A 17,169-nucleotide genomic window follows, 5' to 3' on the forward strand; every position below is an offset into this window, starting at 1 on the left:
TCACCAGGACCAGTGAATCAGACAAGCCCGACCGCGTGAATCATCAATCCGACTCCGCGTTCATCGAAGACGCTCTAGAGCATGTCCAGCCGAAGCGTGATCGCTTCGGCTGGAAATACGACAAAAAGAACGACTGAGAGCATTTAAGGTGATCCCGTGATCAGCGGAAATGCTCGAGACGTGAGGACGAACGCGCCTACTTCATCGTCGGCATGACGAATTCGGCGCCGTCCTTGATGCCCGACGGCCAGCGGCTCGTCACCGTCTTCGTCCGGGTCCAGAACTTGATCGAGTCGGTGCCGTGCTGGTTGAGGTCGCCGAAGGAGGAGGACTTCCAGCCGCCAAAGGAGTGGTAGGCGAGCGGAACCGGGATCGGCACATTGACGCCGACCATGCCGATGTTGATGCGGGAGGCGAAGTCGCGGGCCGCGTCGCCGTCGCGGGTGTAGATCGCGACGCCGTTGCCGTACTCGTGCTTCATCGGCAGGTCGAGGGCTTCCTCGTAGGTCTTCGCCCGCACGACCGAGAGGACGGGACCGAAAATCTCGGTCTTGTAGATGTCCATCTCCGGCGTGACGTGGTCGAAGAGGCAGCCGCCGACGAAATAGCCGTCCACATAGCCCTGCAGCTTGAAATCGCGGCCATCGACGACGAGCTTGGCACCCTCCTCGACGCCCTTGTCGATCAGGCCCTTGATCTTCGCCTTCGCCTCCTTGGTGACGACCGGGCCCATATCGGCCTTCTCGTCGGTATAGGGGCCGATGCGCAGGCTTTCGACCATCGGCGTCAGCTTTTCGATCAGGCGGTTGGCGGTCTCCTCGCCGACCGGGACCGCGACCGAGATCGCCATGCAGCGCTCGCCGGCCGAGCCATAGCCGGCGCCCATCAGCGCGTTGGCGGCCTGGTCGAGATCGGCGTCGGGCATAATGATCATGTGGTTCTTCGCGCCGCCGAAGCACTGCGCCCGCTTGCCGTTCATCGCCGCCGTGCCGTAGACGTAGCGGGCGATCGGCGTCGAGCCGACGAAGGAGACGGCGGCGATGTCCGGATGGGTCAGGATCGCGTCGACCGCGCCCTTGTCGCCGTTGACGACGTTGAGGATGCCGGCGGGAAGGCCCGCCTCGATCATCAGTTCGGCGAGCCGGATCGGCACGGAGGGATCGCGCTCAGACGGCTTCAGGATGAAGGCATTGCCGCAGGCGATCGCCGGCGCGAACATCCACATCGGGATCATCGCCGGGAAGTTGAACGGCGTGATGCCGGCGCCGACGCCGACGGCCTGGCGGATCGAATACATATCGATGTTCGGGCCGGCGCCCTCGGTGAACTCGCTCTTCGCCAGATGCGGGATGCCGATGACGAACTCGCAGACCTCGAGGCCGCGGACGATGTCGCCCTTCGAATCCTCGATCGTCTTGCCGTGCTCGCGCGACAGCATCGCGGCGAGCTCGTCCATGTTGTCGTTGAGAAGCTGGACGAACTTCATGAAGACGCGGGCGCGGCGCTGCGGATTGGTCGCCGCCCATTTCGGCTGTGCCTTCTTCGCGCTGGCGACGGCCGCCGAAAGTTCCGTGTCGCTGGCGAGCGCAACGGTCGCCTGCACCTCGCCGGTGGCGGGGTTGTAGACGTCGGCGGTGCGCCCGCTGGTGCCCGCAACCTTCTTCCCGTCGATGAAATGGCCGATTTCGTACATCTGCGCCTCCCTTTGGCTTGATCGTGGCGGGATGATCGCACTACAGTTTTTACAAATCAACGCACGATTTTCAGCAACCGTTGTGCAAAAATCGCAGCAACAGGAGGCTTGCCATGAACTGGGACGACCTGCGCCTCTTCCTCGCCGTCGCGCGCTCCGGCCAGATCCTCGGCGCGTCGCGCGCGCTCGGCCTCAACCATGCGACGCTAAGCCGGAGGGTTTCGGCGCTGGAGGAGGCGCTCGGCACGCGGCTGCTCGTCCGCCGCACCAATGGCTGCGAGCTGACGGCGGAGGGCGAGATCTTCCTTGCCGCCGCCGAGCGGATGGAGACGGAGATGCTCTCGGCGCAGGGGCTCGCCGGGCGGGTCGACACGGCGGTGGCAGGAACGGTCAGGATCGGCGCGCCGGACGGCTTCGGCGTATCCTTCCTCGCCCCGCGCCTCGGCCGGCTGACGGCGCGCTTTCCCGCGCTGCGCATCCAGCTCGTGCCGGTGCCGCGCTCCTTCTCGCTGTCGCAGCGCGAGGCCGACATCGCCATCACGCTCGAACGACCGGAGCAGGGCCGGCTCGTCTCCTCGAAGCTCACCGACTATACGCTCGGCCTCTACGCCTCGCGCGCCTATCTCGACGCCCACGGCACACCGGCCACCGTCGACGACCTGAGGGCGCATCGCCGCATCGGCTATGTCGAGGACCTGATCTTCACCGCCTCGCTCAACTTCACCGCGGAAGTAATGCGCAACTGGGACGCCGCCTTTGAGATCTCCAGCGCCACGGGACAGACGGAGGCGGTGCGCTCCGGCGCCGGCATCGGCATCCTGCACGACTATATCGCCCGGCAACATCCCGAACTGGTGCGGCTTCTGCCGGAAAAGGCCATCCGCCGCTCCTACTGGACGACATGGCACGAAAGCGCGCGCGAGCTGGTGCGCGTGCGCACGGTCATCGACTTCCTGGAGGAACTCGTGGCGCAGGAGCGGGCGATCTTCGCCTGATCCCGCCCTGCCGCGCACGGCTCGCGGGCGACGTCCTCAGGCATTTTCGCTGGACGACGGATGACCTGACATGCCGAAAAGCGCGCCCCTCCCCTCCAGATGCGCTTCGACGCTTCAGGCCGTCGTTTTTTTTCGGCATCTCTCCTCGCAGGACCGTACCCCGCGCTTGCGAGACATGGCGCATGCGTCCGCTACCGCCGGAGCGCGCGGCCTTCCCTCCTCCAGGCTGCCGCCTACTCCGCCGGCAGCGGCACGAAGGTGCCCTTCGGCGCGAGGTTGCCCTTCGTCGCGGCGACGGCTTTCGGCGTGGCGGCGGCCTCTTCGGCACCCGTCGCCGGCGTCGCCTCTCCCGGCATCGGGATCTTCACCGCATGGCGGATGGCCGGCTCGCCCTCCGCCGCCGCGACCGCCGGGCTGGCGGCCTCGACCGTTTCGGCCGGCTCCGGCTCGGCCGCGGCCGGCGCGATCGGCTTGCGCTTGCGGCGGACGACCGGCTCGGCGACGGCGAGATCGGCCCGCTTCAGCGCAACGGGACCGCCGGAGAGAGCCCGCTCGTCCTCTGCCGTCAGCGACGGGCCGCCGCCGAACGTCGCAGTCGGCGCGGAGAATGCCGCCGTCGCCGGTCCCGCCCGCAGCGCGCGCAGCGTGGCGTCGGTGACGGGGCGGAGCGTCAGGCTCGTCATCAAGCCGGCGATCCGGTCCTCGCCGATGGTCGGATGGCAGAAGCGCAGCCGGACCTGCGCCGGATAGCCGGCGCCGATCCCGCCTTTGCCGCGCACGAGCTGCCAGGCATAGACGCAGCTTCCCGAACGGCCGGCGGGGCCGGTGGCATAGCCGAAGCCGCCTTGCGGGTTGTCGGCGATCACGGTGCTGAGGCTCATGCGCAACCCCGGCAGGCGCTCGGCCATCTCGGCGCGAAGCTCCCGTTCGGTCGGCGCCCGAAGGATGCGGTTGCCGGCATCGGCGCGGCCGGCGACGACATAAACGGCATTCTCGCCGGCGAGATCCGTGTCGTTCGGCAGCACGATCACCTGCTCGACATGGCCGGAGCCAAGCGTCTGGCGCACCTCGGACACCCGGCCGTCGAGGAGCGGCAGCGAGGCGAGCGCCTGGGACGCGGGCACGGCGGTGGCGAGCGCCGGCGCGTCCGGCGTGATCGACACGGTCTTCAGATAGGGGTCGTCGACGACGGAGCTGCAGGCCCCAAGGGCGAGCGGCAGCGCGAGGACGAGGATCGGGCGGATGGAATCGGCCATGCGGTTCCCCTTCAGAGGCGACTCGTGGCGGCAAGGCCACGGCGGACGCCGGCATCGGACAGGTGGTCGTTCAGGCGGCGGAAGATCTCGTTGGCGGTGGCGAGGTCGCCGAGATGGTAGTAGGACCAGGCGCGAAGCTGCGTCAGGTCGGCCGGCTCCGCGACGATGCTTGCGCGCGTGTTGAGCGCGTCGAGCGCCTTCTTGTACTGCTTGCGGTCGAAGGCCGAGCGGGCGCGCTGGACATAGATCTCGGCGCGCACCTCGCGGTCGCGGGCGCCGGTCAGGCGATAGCCGTCGGCGATCCGCTCGGCCTCGTCCGTCAGCCGGCCGCGCAGATAGGTGAGCGCCAGGCCGTAAGCCGCGTCGCCGGCGCTCTTGCCGCCGGCGTCGAGCGCGGCGGAGAAGGCGGCGCGCGCCTCGTCGAGGCGGCTCAAGCCCAGATAGCACCAGCCGCCGATCTGCTGAGCGTCCGCGCCAAGCTGGCCGCGCTGGTCGAGGTCGCGGATGTCGCTGACGCAGGCGCCGTAGCGCTTCGCCTTGAAATTGCGGTAATAATTCGCCTCGACCGCGCCCCTCGGCTTGTCGACCGAGCTTGCCCGCTTGTTGCCCTTCGGGGGCTTGGCGACCTGGATCTCCTTCCAGATCTCCGGATAGGCCTCGGCATATTCGGTCTTCAGCGCGGCGAACGCGTCCTTCTGCGACAGGCGCAGCAGGCTGAGCGCCAGCCCCTTGACGCGGGCCGCCGCCGGCTTCCACTCGATCGCCTTGCCGAACCAGGCCTCCGCCGCCTCGAACTGCTTCGAATTGTAGGCGTACCAGGCGAGGATCTCGGCGTGGTCGGCATTGAGCGTCTGCAGGATCGTCGTCGAATAGGAGGCGACGATCTTCTCGTCGATCGTCGCCGGGTTGGGCCGGGCAAAGCGCAGCGACAGCGCGTTCATCAGGAATTCGGGATCGCCGGAGAGGTCGTCGAGATGGTCGGCCGCGACCTGGTAGGCCTCCTCCTCCAGATCCTGCGCCGCGAGGCTCAGATAGAGGCCCTTGGCATTGGCCGCATCCTCCTTGACGGCGAGCGCCTTGCGGAACCAGACGGCGGAGGCCGCCGGCTGCTTGATCTTCAGCGTGTACCAGCCGAGAAGCGACAGGTCGGCGACATCCGAACGCGCGGTCGCCTCCTGCTCCAGCCGGGCGATGTCGGCGGCCGGCAGGGCCTCGGTCTTCGTCGTATCGGCGTTGAAATCGGCGACGGACTTGCGCAGGAGATCGGTCGCGACCGGCGCGAGGCTCGCCTTCATCTCCGGCGTCACGGCGATCCGGTCGATGACCGCCTGCACCTCCGCGGCGCTGAAATCGCGCACCGCCTTCTGCAGCACGGTGACGAGCACCGGGGGCGGCATGCGGCCGTCGCCCTCGCGCAGGAGGATGCCGCGATAGACATCGGCGAGTTCCTTGCGCTGCCCGGTCGCGGCATAGGCGTCGATCATGTGGTAGAGCAGCCCGGCATCGGTCTCCGTCTTCGGGTCGATCCCGGCGGCGGCCTGGATGACGGCGGTCCAGTTGCCGTCGTCGGCCGCCTCCTTCATCAGCACCTGCTGCTTCTTGCGGGTGAGCTTGGCGGTGAAATCGGCCGTCGGCGCCCAGTCCGGCGCCTCAGACCTGCGGCGGACGATTTCGGCATCGATGCCGGTGAAGTCGCTCTTCTCGTAGAGCGACCAGAGCAGCGATTCGTCGGCACCGCGCCGGGCGGCGGGGACGAAGAGATCGTCGGGCAGGACGAAGCCCGGATATTTCAGCCGCAGCCGTTCCGCCTCGCGTTCGACGCGGTCCTCCTGCTTCTGTTCGGCGTAGTAGTAGAGCGCCGCGAGCTCGACCGCATCCGGCACTGTTACGGCCGGCGGCGCGGCGCCCGCAGCGTCCGGGGCGGCCCCGGCCGGCTGAGCGGCGGCCTCCGGCGCGGTCGCGGCGGAGATCGCCTCGTCGACCGCCTCGAAGGAGCCGGCGGCCTGGGTCAGGAGCCGGGCGGAATCCTGCGCGGCGCCGAGGGAGGGCAGCAGGGCGACGGACGCGGCGAGCGCCAGCGCGAAGGAGCGGGAGAACAGGGTCATGGCTCGGATTTCACTCCCTTGCGCGGCACCATGCGGCCGAGCCAGATCGCGAAGATCGCCATCAGGCCGACGACGAGGCCGACATAGAACTGGAAGTTGTCGGAGAACCAGGCAGCGGCGACGCGCCGAATATTGCCCGGGCTCTGGTCGCTAAGGCCGGAGATGAAGCGGGTCGTGGCCGGCTGCACGGCGACGGCGAGATCGGCGCTGGCGATCTCCGCCGATCCGCCGGCAAGCCCCTTCCAGACGACGGGATCGACCAGCCGGTCGACGCCGAGCGCGAGATCGCGGGGGGACTGCGCGCGGATGACCGTCCAGGTCGCATCCGCGTTCGGGGACGGGATCTGGGCGAGCGTCATCAGCGATTCGCCGGGCTTCAACGCCCCGACGCGGGCGCTGCCGTCGTCATAGTTCAGCCAGCGGCCGAAGCGGCTGGTGGCGGTCGAGAGCACGCCGCGCAGGCGCGAGACGAGGGAAAGCTCGTCGGCCGACTGTTCCGTCGACTTGTGGAAGGCGTCGAGGAGCGCGTTGGAATCCTCTCCGCCGGCGGCAAACGGAATGCCGTCGTCGATCGCCGACGTGGTCATCAGGTCCTGCGCCGAGGGCTCGCGCACCGGCGGCGCGGCGGAGAAATCGTCGAAGCCGGGCGCGGCCCCGTCGGGGAAGACGGATTTCGGCGCCGTGCCGATCTCGGCGAAGGAATTGTCGGCGGACAGAACCAGCGCGTCGCGCCCGTCGCCGCCGTCCGGCTTGCCGAGCTTGATGTCGGCGGAGAGCGGCTTGCGGGCCGACAGCGCCAGCCGGCTCAGCAGAGTGAAGGCGGCCGCCGTCGATTGCGGATCCGACCGGCCGATGAAGAGATCGAACGGCTTGCCGTCGGCATAGGGATAGCCGTTGCCGGAAAACGCGCCGAGATCCGGCAGGCGGCCGATCTTGGCCAGTTTCGGCACCTCGATCGAGGTCTCCTTCAGCAGGATGAAACGCGGTTTGTCGTCGTTGCGCGCCGCCGGCGAACAGGCGGCATCGGCGGCGACCGGCAGTTCGGCGAGGATCTCGATGCGGTTCGTCCCCGGCCGGAAGGCACGCAGCGGCAGCTCGATCAGCTTGCCGTCGAACTGCTGGCCCTCGCGGTTGCGGAACGGATAGCTGCTGACCGCCGCGCCATTGACGCGCACGAGAAGCTGAGACGTGGTCTTCAGCCCCGGCGAGGTCGCCGCATGCAGCCTCAGGCCGATCGTGGCGTAGTCGGCGGGGTAGAAATCCGCCGGCATGACCAGATCGACGCGGCTGCGCGACAGGCGGCCGGTGAAGAGATTGGTCTCGAAGCCGGCATCGGCGAGCGTGTAGCGGCCGCCCGCCTCGGCGAAGATCGCCCCGGCGCCGGTGGCGAAGATACCGGTGTCGAGTCCTTCCTTCATCGGGCCACGGATCGCGGCGAGCAACTGCTTGGCGACCTCGCCCCGCGTCTGGGCGCGCAGCGTGACGACCGCGCGGTCCGGCTCGTCCGCGGAGGCGCGGACGGCAAGGCCGACCGGCATCTCGCCGGCGCCGGCGGAAGCGGCGAAGGCTGCCTGCGCCTGACCGGCCGCGACATAGAGATCGATCCCCGGCCCCTCGCCCGGCATCGCCGCCGTGGTGACGGAGACGTCGTCGCGGTTGAGGAAGAGCGCCAGGGTCTGGACCACGGGCGCGAGGTCGTTCAGCATCTCGGCCGGCGCGTTCTGCGGCAGGATCACACGGATGTCGGTGCGGCCCTTGTCGGTGCGCGCTACGGTGAGGAGATCGGCAAGGGTCGCGAAGCCCGAGGGCTTGACCGGATGGAAACCGCTCGCGGCCGGGTCGAACTCGGTCCACAATTCATAGGTCGCTTCCAGCGAGCAGTCGACGCGGTGGAACTGGCGGGCGCGGATGCTGACGCTGTTGCGGCCCGGTTTCAGCAACTCGGCCGCGACCGGCAGGGCCTGCGTGGTGAAGCCGTTCGGAGAGGCGATGCGGAACGTGCCCGCCGCGCGGCCATTGACCTCGACGGAGGCGACCGCCGTGTCCGGCAGGACCGAGACAGCGTTTCTATAGGAGAATTCAAGCGTGCCGCCGGCCTCGGCCTGGGCCGCGGTGAGGTTGAAGGTCAGGCGGCCGCTGTCGTCCTCGCCTTCCAGGCGGAAGGCCGGCCGCGACTGCTCGAAGGGCACGAGCCGGCGATCGGCCGCCTGCGGGGCCTTCGCCGCCGGGGTGACGACGCGGGTCGACAGGATCGTCTCGCTGTCGCCGGCGGCGACCGGTGCCGCGGCCTCGGGCGCGTCGAGAAGCAGGTTCTCGGCGTGGCTCGACGGGGCGGTGGCGGCCAGCGCCAGAAGGGCGAGCGCGGTGGTGGCGGAAAGGATTTTAGCCATAGATCTGCGCTCCTGCGATCGGAGCGGCACCCGTCGGCGCCGGCGCATCGGCGGGGCGGGCCTGCTGGGGCCCGGCCACGACATTGCCCTTCAGCACGATCGGCGCATCCTCGAAGGAGTGGACGACGCTCTCGCGCATCAGGCCGACGCCATAGCGGATGGCGCGCAGCGTCTCGGTGAAGCTCCAGGCGGCGAACCGGCTGGTGCCCCAGAAGAAATTGCGGCGGACCTGCCGGCGGACGAGCCGTTCCTGCAGCACCGACTGGTCCGAATACATCAGTTCGGCGATCGCCATGAAGGTCTCCGGCGTGCGCTCGGCATAGGCGAAGCCGCAGATCGCCTTGCCGTCGATCATGCGCCGCGAGCGGTAGACGACGTTGAACTGGACGGTATGGCCGCCGCGGCGCACCTCGACCTGGGCAAGGGTCGGGGTGACGAGATCGAGGTCCGGCTCCTTGTCGACGAACTCGATCGACACGCCGCCGCTCGAGGCATCCTGGATGATCACGGTCGAGATGCGGTCACCGGTCTTGAACAGGGCATGGCGCTTGACCGGAAGGCGCTGGTTGCGGCGCAGTTCGCGCCGTTCCGCGATGGCGCCCAGCGCCGCGCCGGCAAGGCCGAGATTGATAATGTTCCAGGCCGCGACGATCAGCAGCAGCTCGGTCGCGACCGGTTCCGTCAGGATGCGGTAGAGCGACCAGACGGCGGCGGCGAGCAACAGCGCGAAGATGGCGAAATAGGGTTTCGCCAGCGGCGACAGCTTGCTTTCGGCAAGCGTCGCGCCCTTCGCCGTCACGTTGAAGGTCGGCTTCCTCGGATTGCGCACGACGCTGACGATCGAGCCGAAGAGAAAGACGGCCTGGACATATTCGTAGAGCTCGGAGATCCACGGCCAGCGCACCTTGCCGTAGAGATAGCTCTGCATGGCGAAGGAGGAGATCAGGTAGGTGACCGCGTAGGAGGCGAATTCGAGGATGTTGGCCTCGTAGATCTCCAGCGAGAAGAAGATGTAGAGCAGCGGCGAGAACATGAAGGCGAGTCGCGACAGCGGGAAAAGCCAGAACATGTTGATGCCGGCATAGCAGAGGCGCTGCGGGAAGCTCAGGCCCTTGGCGAGGAAGGGCCGGTTGAGGATGAGGATCTGCAGCATGCCCTGGCACCAGCGGGCGCGCTGGCCGATGAAGGAGACGAAGGTTTCCGGCTGCAGGCCGGCGATCAGCGGCTTGTCGACATAGATCGAGTGCCAGCCCTGGCAATGCAGCGACAGCGCGGTCTCGCAGTCCTCGGTGATCGACTGGCCGGAGAAGCCGTCGGTGGTCGCGAGCGCCGAGCGGCGCAGCACCGCGGCCGAGCCGCAGAAGAAGGACGCGTTCCACTTGTCGAGCCCGCGCTGCAGGATCGAGTAGAACATCTCGTTCTCGGACGGCATGCGGGCAAACGTCTGGAGGTTCTTTTCCAGCGGATCGGGATTGAGGAAATAGTGCGGCGTCTGGACGAGGAACAGCTTTTCGTCCTTGGCAAAGAAGCCGACCGTCTCGCGCAGGAAGTCGCGCACCGGCGCATGGTCGGCGTCGAAGACGACGACGAGCTCGCCCTTGGAGATCTTCAACCCTTCGTTGAGGTTGCCGGCCTTGGCATGGTCGTTCTGCCTGCGGGCGTGGTAGACGACGCCCATCGCTTCGCAGAGCGCCTTCAGCTGCTCGTGGCGGCGGATGGCGGCGACGGAGACATGCGGGTTCTTGTGGTTGCGCTTGGCCTCGGTGCCGCCGTCGTCGAGGAGATAGATGGTGAGCTTCTCCTTCGGATAGGCCATCGACTTGGCGGCGGCGAGCGTGACGGCGAGGAGTTCGGCATCCTCGTTGTAGCTCGGCACGAAGACGTCGACCGTCGGCAGGTCGGAGGGGGGCCCGAGGTCCGGCGTCTTGCGTCGCACGGGATCGGCCACCATGAACAGGCTGATGAACAGCATGGCGAGGCAGTACATCTCGGCGAGGTAGAGCAGCAGGCCGGGGATGAAGTTCAGCGGCTCGTCGATGTTCGGCAGGGTCTCGGTGGTGCGCCAGAAACCGTAGCGGATGGCGATGATCGCCGCGAAGGTGAAGGTGATCATCCTAAAAGTCGTGCTCGACGGCCGGGTCATGCCGATGAACATGACGCCGAGAACGGCGAAGCTCAGCATCAGCTGCGCCTGCAGGCTCATCGGCAGAAGGATCAGGCTGAGCCCCGCAATCCCCGCGGGCACGGCCAGCAATTTACCGCACTTCATGTGCATCGTCCCCATCGTCCATCCGGTGCGCATCATGCGCACCTGTCCACGACTGAATGGGGCGACCCTAGGAGCGGAAGCGTCAAAAGAGTCCTAATTCCGGACGCTTGGCGCGGGCGGACGGGAAGCGTGGTTACTTCGGGATTAAGGTTTGCCGCCGCCGCCCGGATCGGGCGCGACAGGTGTTTCCGTTTCCGCCGGACGCGGAGGCGGCATCTTCAGGGTCATGCTCGGGCTATGGCCGCGATCCGGCCGCCATAGCGTCTTGTCTCGCCTGCGTCTCAGCCCGCGTCGAGTGTGGCGACGAAGTTGCGATAGAAACGGTTGCGTCCGGAGAGCATCGCGCCGATCCCGACGGCATGGCCTGGCGCATAGCGCGGCCCCTTGCCGTTCATCTCGGCCATCAACAGCATCGGCGGCGCTTCAAGATCGGACTGGACGGCGCTGAAATAGCGCTCGACATTCTCGGTCAGAACGAAGTCCGGCCGGGCATTGACGACGATCTCGCTGTGGAAGAACCGTGTCCGGCAGAACAGCACCTCCTTGAAGAAGACGCTGAGCGCATCCAGCGTCTGGGCGAGGAAGGAATCGCCGAAAACGACCAGACGGCCCCGGGAGACCGGCGACGTGCTGTAGGACGCGATGATGCGTCCGTCGTTGCCGCGCTGGATGCCGTTCGAGAACTTGCTGACCTTCCAACCGGGCGCGAAGGACACGGCCGGCTCCGAACGCTGGGGGTTGAGTTTGAGGCCGAGGTCCCCCACCACGCGGCTCGTCTCCTCGCGCGCCGACGCATCGAGGAGATCCTCCCCGGCGCGCAGTTCCTCCGGCGTGAAGCCGAAGGCCTGCGCGACGAGGACGGCGATCCGGATCTGGCCCCAGACGCTCCAGTGCGTGTCGGTCTGGCCATAGGTGCGGCGCTTAGAGGCGCGCAGTTCCGAGACGGGGAAAAGGAAGTCCTGCTCCACGTTCTTGCGGTAGAGGTCGCCAATCGAGATGAAATTCTCGATCGGAAAGCGGTCGCGATAGACGACGTGCTTGTCCGGCGCGACCAGATGAACGTGCTGGGCCTTATTCTGCTGGCACAGGCGTTGACGGCGCTTCAGATTCTCGGAGAAATTCGCGAAGCTCTTTTCGTCGACCGATTTCTTGCCGAGCATCAGATCGAGGGTGAAGTGGCGGTCGGAACTGAGGAAGAGCTCCCCGTCCTTCCCAATGATCACATTGTTCTCAACCTGCATGCTCTCTCCTCAGTTCACCTTGATCAACGACCGCTCGACCAGCTTCAGGATCGCGTCGAACTCATAGGTCATCGGGCAGTGGAAGTCGTTCCAGTTGTGCAGCGTCTCGTCGAACTTGCGGCCGTCATTGTAGAAATGCTCGGCGCCACCCTTGCGCTCGGCGATTTCGAAACCGAAGAGCGAGATCGTCTTGCCGCTGAGCATCGCATTCACGAGCATCGACAGGATGAGGATGCCGGTACGCGGGTTCTTCTGCGGGATATTGTCCAACGGAATGAGCTTGGTCAGGCGGCGGAATGCATGCCGCATGATCCAGCCATAGTCATCGATATACTTGGTTTCGCCCGTCCAGCCGAGTTCGGCGAGGATCGGCGCGTTTGCCGTGCGGGTGACGATCGTCGAGTCTTCCTTCAGCGCGGCGAAGAAAGCGCGGTAGCGATCCTTGATCGGAATGCCGACGAAGCGCACCGTCGTCTTCGATCCGGCCTGGCGCTCGTATTTGTCCGTGCGGCCGTCGTTGATCCGCACGACCACATCGTGGCCGTCGATCAGGCTTCCATGGTCGGATTCGAGCAGTTTCGGCGAATTGCCGACGATGGCGATCGAACGGAACTCTCCCACCAGATCTTCGAATTCGATGGTTGGCGGGAACGTCGTCGTCATTTTGCAGTGTCTCCATGGGCAGGCGCCGTGCCAGTGCCGGTCGGGCGTCCAGCCCGCGGCCCGACTTAAGTTTCAAGGAAGTGGCCTGTCAAGAAAACAGTGGGGCTTTGCCGCCTTCGTCCAAAAATGTTCGAGCGAGAAGGGTGCGCGAGGCCACCTCGCCCGCCGCTCTCCGCCCGCTGACGGCGCCGCCGAGAGAAAGGGAAGCAACGCATCACGCGACGGAGGCCGGACGGTTGCGATTGCCGGCGGGCATATCAGTTGACCGTCACGAGCGCGCGGTCCTGCAACTGCTTCAGCATCGAGAATTCGACCGTCATGGGGCAATGGTATTTCCCGTAGCCCTTCAGCACGGCGCCGAAATCGCGGCCATCGGCGTAGAAGTGCTCGGCGCCGGTCTTGCGTGGTTCCGTCTCCATGCCATAGACCGACACCTTCCTGCCCGCCCGCATCGCGTCGACGAGAAGGGAGAGCACGATGATGCCCGTTCGCGGATTCTTGTCCGGAAGCTCGCCGATCTCGATGACGCTTGCCAGGCGGGTGAAGGAGGAGCGGATCGTCCAGCCCAGCTGTTCGATGACCTCGAGCCGGCCGCTCCAGCCGAAGTCGGCGAGACTTTGCACATTCTCCGCCGACGTCACCAGCCGCGCCTCCTCCCGCAGACCGGAGAAGAAGCCGCGATAGCGATCCTTCAGGAGCGCCCCGACGAAACGCACGGTCGTCCGGGAGCCGGTGCTCGCCTCGTGCGGCGCCGTCCTGCCGTCGTTGATGCGGACGACGACGTCATGAGCGTCGATCTCGCCACCCTGTCGCTTCTCGACAAGCCGCGGCGAATTTCCGACGACGGCAATCGAGTCGAACGGGCCGAAGAGATCGGCCATCGCCACGTCGGGAGGAAAGATCTTCTCGGGCTGCATGGCGCTTCTCCTCGAAATTCGGTCCCACACCTATCGCCAAACGCATGAGGGGTAAACCACCGGCGCAATCCCGGTCTGGAGCGGAAAGGGGAACCCCGAACGCCGACGATGCCTGCCGCCGCCAAACTCGCCTGTCGAGTCCCTGGAAAAATTCTATGAGGATAATCAGATAATTGGTACGGTTGAGTGGAGTTGAACCACTGACCTCAGGTGCCACAAACCTGCGCTCTAACCAACTGAGCTACAACCGCACATCCGGCGTCGGCCGCCTTGTCCGGGTCAAATACGGCCTCTCCGCAGCGAATGCAAGCGCGAACTTGAGGCTTCTGCGCAAAAATGCCGCGCCGCCGATGGCGGCGCCGGCCTGTGTCAGGAAGGGGCGAGGGAGGCTTACTTGAAGCTCGCGAACGCCTTCTCGGCCGCATCCTTGCCGGGCTTGGCGAGGCTTTCCGCAAACGACTTGGTCGCCTCCTGGATCGTCTTCGCCTGCTCGACCGCCTGCTCCGCCTGCTTGCGGATGAAAGCCGTCTGCAGTTCGAAAACCTCCGAGAGCGACTTGGCGCCGAGAAGCGCCTCCATGTGCGACAGCGAGGTCTCGGCATTGACGCGCAGCGCCGAGATCGCCTTCAGGCCGAGCTGCACCGAACCCGACTGGGCGTTCTCGATCGTCGCCTCGACGGTCTTTGCCGCGTCTTCGGCGGCCAGCTTCATCTTGGAATAGGCCTCCTTCGACTGCGCCGCGCCCTTTTCCGTCATCTCGCGCAGCGAATCCGTGATCTTCGAGGGATCGAAGGTGGCGATGGAAAAAACGTCGTCGGTCTTCCTGGCAGCCATGTGAACCTGCTCCTTGGGCTTGGTGGACCCTCTCCTGAGGCATCCTTCTATGATGCAGGTGCCATAGCCCATTTCATTGTGCAATGCAACATAATTGTGCGTCGCCGCATCGGCATCGCCGTTAACCCTGAGCGGCGAAAGCCGGATTTCCTCGAGCCATCGCAGTGGACCCTTTTCCGACCTGTCGATATTAATAGATTGTTAAGCACATTCGGTCGCGCCCCTGGCAGAGCAGGTCATCCATGTCGGCAAAGCAGTATCCGTTTATCGACATCGCCGTTCATCCGCGCGTTCGCGATCATTTCGCGAAGGGAGATGCCGCCGTGCTGTTCTCGGCGGATGCGGCGCGCGTGCTCTGGTCGAACGGCGAAGGCGCGGCGCTGTTCGGCAACGGCTCGATCTATGATTTCATCGATGCAGGCCCGAATCGCTCAACGATGATGTTTCGCCAGTTGCAGGCGACAATGCAACAGCTTCGTCTCGAGGGCGACCGCCGGACCCTGCTGATGCGGATGACGACGGGCTTCCGCAGCGTGACCGTGCAGGCCGCCGCCGAGCTCATCCGCGTGCGCGGCAACGAACGCGCCGTGCTCGTCACCGCCGCACCGCGCTCGGGCAAGGGCGCAACGGCCGAAGCCGCCGCCCGCATGATCGCCGGCTTCGACGATCCCGACACCCACATGGCCGTGCTCGATGGCGACGGCGGCGTGATCGTCGCCTCGGACGGGTTTCGGGCGCTGGCGATGACCGAGCAGACCCGCCGCGCCCTGGTGCGCGCGGCGGCGGGCGACCGCAACTGGCTGGTGAAGCGGCCGGTGGCGACGGGACGGGGCTATCTGCCGGCGGCGATCGGCAAGCTGTCGGATACGCCGCCGCTGCATCTCCTCTTCGCGATCGAGACGATTCTCGGCACGATGGATTCGGCCGAGGATTTTTCCGAGACGGCACCGGCCGGCATCGCGGCCGCCCCTGCGGCAACGCCGCCCGTTGCCGGTGACAGCGTGGCCCCCTCCCCTGCAACAGACGCCGGCCTGACGGAGAGCGTCTCCCTGCCCGCCTCGATCGAAAGAGGGTCAGCCGACGACCGCGGCCCGCCGCCGCCGGGACGGACGGATGATGCGCAGACCATCGCGTCGTTTGCCGGCGGCGCCGACCTGGCGCCCGCCCCGGCCGATGTCGCCGTGGCGATCGAAGGCGAAGCAGCGTCCCCAGGAACGGCGCCGACGATCACCGCGCGCCTCCCCGGCGCTCCGACGGATGTGCCAGCCTTTGCCCGGGAGACCGCCGCCGCACCGCCATCGATGGCTCCGGAGCCGACCGTCGACACGCCGCAGCAGCCATCAGACCTGCCTGACGAAAGGATGGAGCCGGCCCCGACCGGGCAGCAGCTTTCCTTCGCCTCCTGGGACGCGACTGCACCGGGGCATGGCAAGGCAGCGGACGCGGGGCGGGACGCGGCAACCGGCAGCGGCAGGCCGAGCGCGGACGGCGTCGCCGGTCACACCCCTGCCGATGCGACCGCGTCTCCCTCAAACGGGGTGTCGCTTTCAACGGCGCATGATGCAAGCGACGCATCGTCGGCGCAGGCGGAACAATCGCGTGACGGCGGCCCTGACCATGGCGTCAACGCCGACATGGCTGGCGACGCTACCGGCCGACGGGAAGCTGTCGCGGAGGCGGCGCCGCAATCGGGATCCTCGATCGCGGTTAACACGGCCGCTGAAGCGGCGGAGAGCGGGCGGTCGGCCGTGACCGCCGACGCTGCCCTGCCGAAGCAGCCTGCGCCACAGGAGATCGAGGCGAAGGACGCCTCTTCCGTCGACGACAGCAGTCGCCCGGCGGGCGGCGACGAACATGGCGGGTGGCGCGACTCGGGTGCAGGCTCGGACAATGGCACAGGCACTGCCTCGGCACCGGGGACGCAGGACCCTCGGGCGCCGGATGCGGGCGACGAGACCGTGCGGGCAGGAACGCCGGTGCAGGACGAGCCCGAGGCAGGCTGGCAGACCGCGCCCTCGTTCGCCGTCGAGGACGGGCACGCCGCAGGCACGGTCTTTTCCCGTCCGTCCGACGACGGTCTCGCGGCACCCACAACCGAAACACCGGAAACGGCAACCGCAGCGCCCGCTTCGACGGCTGACGCCTCGACTTTCGATGATATGGACGGGAAAGCGGAAAGCGATCTCATCACGGCAACCGGCGCCGAACCGGTGGTCCCGGAGGCAGAGGCAGTCTCGCCCGTCACAGGAGCGGCGCAGCACGATGCGGGGATGCCGGAACCCTCAACGCCGGAAGAGGCAGAGGACACTGCCGCTTCGCCGGCTGAAACCTCGACCTCCGCTGACGCGGAACAGTCGACCGGCAGCAATCTCATCACGGCAACCGACGACGAGCCGGCGATCCTGGAGGCGGAGGCAGGCTCGCCCGTCATCGCAGCAGTTCAACCCGATTACGGGATGCCGGAGCCCGCAACGCCGGAAGAGGGGGAGGACGCTGCCGCTTTGCTGACTGACACCTCGACCTCCGCTGATGCGGACGGGCCGGCGGAAAGCGATGTCATCACGGCAATCGGCGCCGAACCGGCGATCCCGGAAGCCGAGGCAGTCTCGCCCGTCATCGCAGCAGTTCAACCCGATTACGGGATGCCGGAACCCGCAACGCCGGAAGAGGCAGAAGACGCTGCCGCTTCGCCGGCTGAAACCTCGACCTCCGCTGATGCGGACGGGGCGGCGGGAACCGATGTCATCACGGCAATTGGCGCCGAACCGGCGATCCCGGAAGCCGAGGCAGTCTCGCCCGTCTCAGG

Annotated in this window: 10 protein-coding genes and 1 tRNA gene; 1 reads left to right on the top strand and 10 read right to left on the bottom strand. The window is 66.9% G+C overall.

Annotated features, from left to right (window positions below):
• Positions 1-196: 196 nt before the first annotated feature.
• Entirely contained in the window at positions 197-1,693 is a 1,497-nt protein-coding gene (locus ACEVQ6_RS00005) for a CoA-acylating methylmalonate-semialdehyde dehydrogenase (RefSeq protein ID WP_374886836.1), read from the bottom strand.
• A 113-nt stretch (positions 1,694-1,806) separates the two neighbouring features.
• On the opposite strand from ACEVQ6_RS00005, the gene ACEVQ6_RS00010 reads away from it, so the two are divergent.
• Positions 1,807-2,688: a LysR family transcriptional regulator gene (locus ACEVQ6_RS00010; RefSeq protein WP_374886837.1), complete on the top strand. Its 882-nt coding sequence runs from the start codon at positions 1,807-1,809 to the stop codon at positions 2,686-2,688.
• Positions 2,689-2,921: 233 nt separating this feature from the next.
• On the opposite strand, the gene bcsN is transcribed toward ACEVQ6_RS00010, so the two are convergent.
• The 9 genes from bcsN to ACEVQ6_RS00055 all read right to left on the bottom strand — a co-directional run bounded on the left by bcsN (position 2,922) and on the right by ACEVQ6_RS00055 (position 14,363).
• A complete protein-coding gene (gene bcsN, locus ACEVQ6_RS00015) occupies positions 2,922-3,944 on the bottom strand; it encodes a cellulose biosynthesis protein BcsN (protein WP_374886838.1) in 1,023 nt (340 codons plus the stop codon).
• An 11-nt stretch (positions 3,945-3,955) separates the two neighbouring features.
• Positions 3,956-6,049 (bottom strand): tetratricopeptide repeat protein, encoded by a 2,094-nt coding sequence (locus ACEVQ6_RS00020; RefSeq protein WP_374886839.1) that lies wholly within the window; start codon positions 6,047-6,049, stop codon positions 3,956-3,958.
• On the bottom strand, positions 6,046-8,439 hold the full coding sequence (locus ACEVQ6_RS00025; RefSeq protein WP_374886840.1) for a cellulose biosynthesis cyclic di-GMP-binding regulatory protein BcsB: 2,394 nt from the start codon (positions 8,437-8,439) through the stop codon (positions 6,046-6,048). Before ACEVQ6_RS00025 ends, ACEVQ6_RS00020 begins: the two co-directional genes overlap by 4 nt.
• Positions 8,432-10,708, bottom strand: coding sequence for a UDP-forming cellulose synthase catalytic subunit (gene bcsA / locus ACEVQ6_RS00030; RefSeq protein ID WP_374886841.1), 2,277 nt, complete (start codon positions 10,706-10,708; stop codon positions 8,432-8,434). Before bcsA ends, ACEVQ6_RS00025 begins: the two co-directional genes overlap by 8 nt.
• A gap of 281 nt (positions 10,709-10,989) precedes the next feature.
• A complete protein-coding gene (locus ACEVQ6_RS00035) occupies positions 10,990-11,949 on the bottom strand; it encodes a hypothetical protein (RefSeq protein ID WP_374886842.1) in 960 nt (319 codons plus the stop codon).
• A 9-nt stretch (positions 11,950-11,958) separates the two neighbouring features.
• On the bottom strand, positions 11,959-12,612 hold the full coding sequence (locus ACEVQ6_RS00040) for a glycosyltransferase family 29 protein (RefSeq protein WP_374886843.1): 654 nt from the start codon (positions 12,610-12,612) through the stop codon (positions 11,959-11,961).
• Between the two features lie 257 nt (positions 12,613-12,869).
• Positions 12,870-13,529 carry a glycosyltransferase family 29 protein gene (locus ACEVQ6_RS00045; protein ID WP_374886844.1) on the bottom strand — a complete coding sequence of 220 codons (660 nt, stop codon included), beginning with the start codon at positions 13,527-13,529 and terminating at the stop codon, positions 12,870-12,872.
• 174 nt (positions 13,530-13,703) lie between these two features.
• Positions 13,704-13,780, bottom strand: a tRNA-His gene (locus ACEVQ6_RS00050).
• A 139-nt stretch (positions 13,781-13,919) separates the two neighbouring features.
• Positions 13,920-14,363, bottom strand: coding sequence for a phasin family protein (locus ACEVQ6_RS00055; protein WP_374886845.1), 444 nt, complete (start codon positions 14,361-14,363; stop codon positions 13,920-13,922).
• Positions 14,364-17,169 lie beyond the last annotated feature (2,806 nt).

It is taken from the genome of Ensifer soli (assembly GCF_041928815.1).
Taxonomy (GTDB): domain Bacteria; phylum Pseudomonadota; class Alphaproteobacteria; order Rhizobiales; family Rhizobiaceae; genus JBHFEI01.

Coding starts and splice junctions, on each gene's coding strand:
- ACEVQ6_RS00005 (WP_374886836.1), bottom strand. CDS start 1,693: ATGTACGAAATCGGCCATTTCATCGACGGGAAGAAGGTTGCGGGCACC.
- ACEVQ6_RS00040 (WP_374886843.1), bottom strand. CDS start 12,612: ATGACGACGACGTTCCCGCCAACCATCGAATTCGAAGATCTGGTGGGA.
- ACEVQ6_RS00035 (WP_374886842.1), bottom strand. CDS start 11,949: ATGCAGGTTGAGAACAATGTGATCATTGGGAAGGACGGGGAGCTCTTC.
- ACEVQ6_RS00025 (WP_374886840.1), bottom strand. CDS start 8,439: ATGGCTAAAATCCTTTCCGCCACCACCGCGCTCGCCCTTCTGGCGCTG.
- bcsA (WP_374886841.1), bottom strand. CDS start 10,708: ATGAAGTGCGGTAAATTGCTGGCCGTGCCCGCGGGGATTGCGGGGCTC.
- ACEVQ6_RS00020 (WP_374886839.1), bottom strand. CDS start 6,049: ATGACCCTGTTCTCCCGCTCCTTCGCGCTGGCGCTCGCCGCGTCCGTC.
- ACEVQ6_RS00010 (WP_374886837.1), top strand. CDS start 1,807: ATGAACTGGGACGACCTGCGCCTCTTCCTCGCCGTCGCGCGCTCCGGC.
- ACEVQ6_RS00045 (WP_374886844.1), bottom strand. CDS start 13,529: ATGCAGCCCGAGAAGATCTTTCCTCCCGACGTGGCGATGGCCGATCTC.
- bcsN (WP_374886838.1), bottom strand. CDS start 3,944: ATGGCCGATTCCATCCGCCCGATCCTCGTCCTCGCGCTGCCGCTCGCC.
- ACEVQ6_RS00055 (WP_374886845.1), bottom strand. CDS start 14,363: ATGGCTGCCAGGAAGACCGACGACGTTTTTTCCATCGCCACCTTCGAT.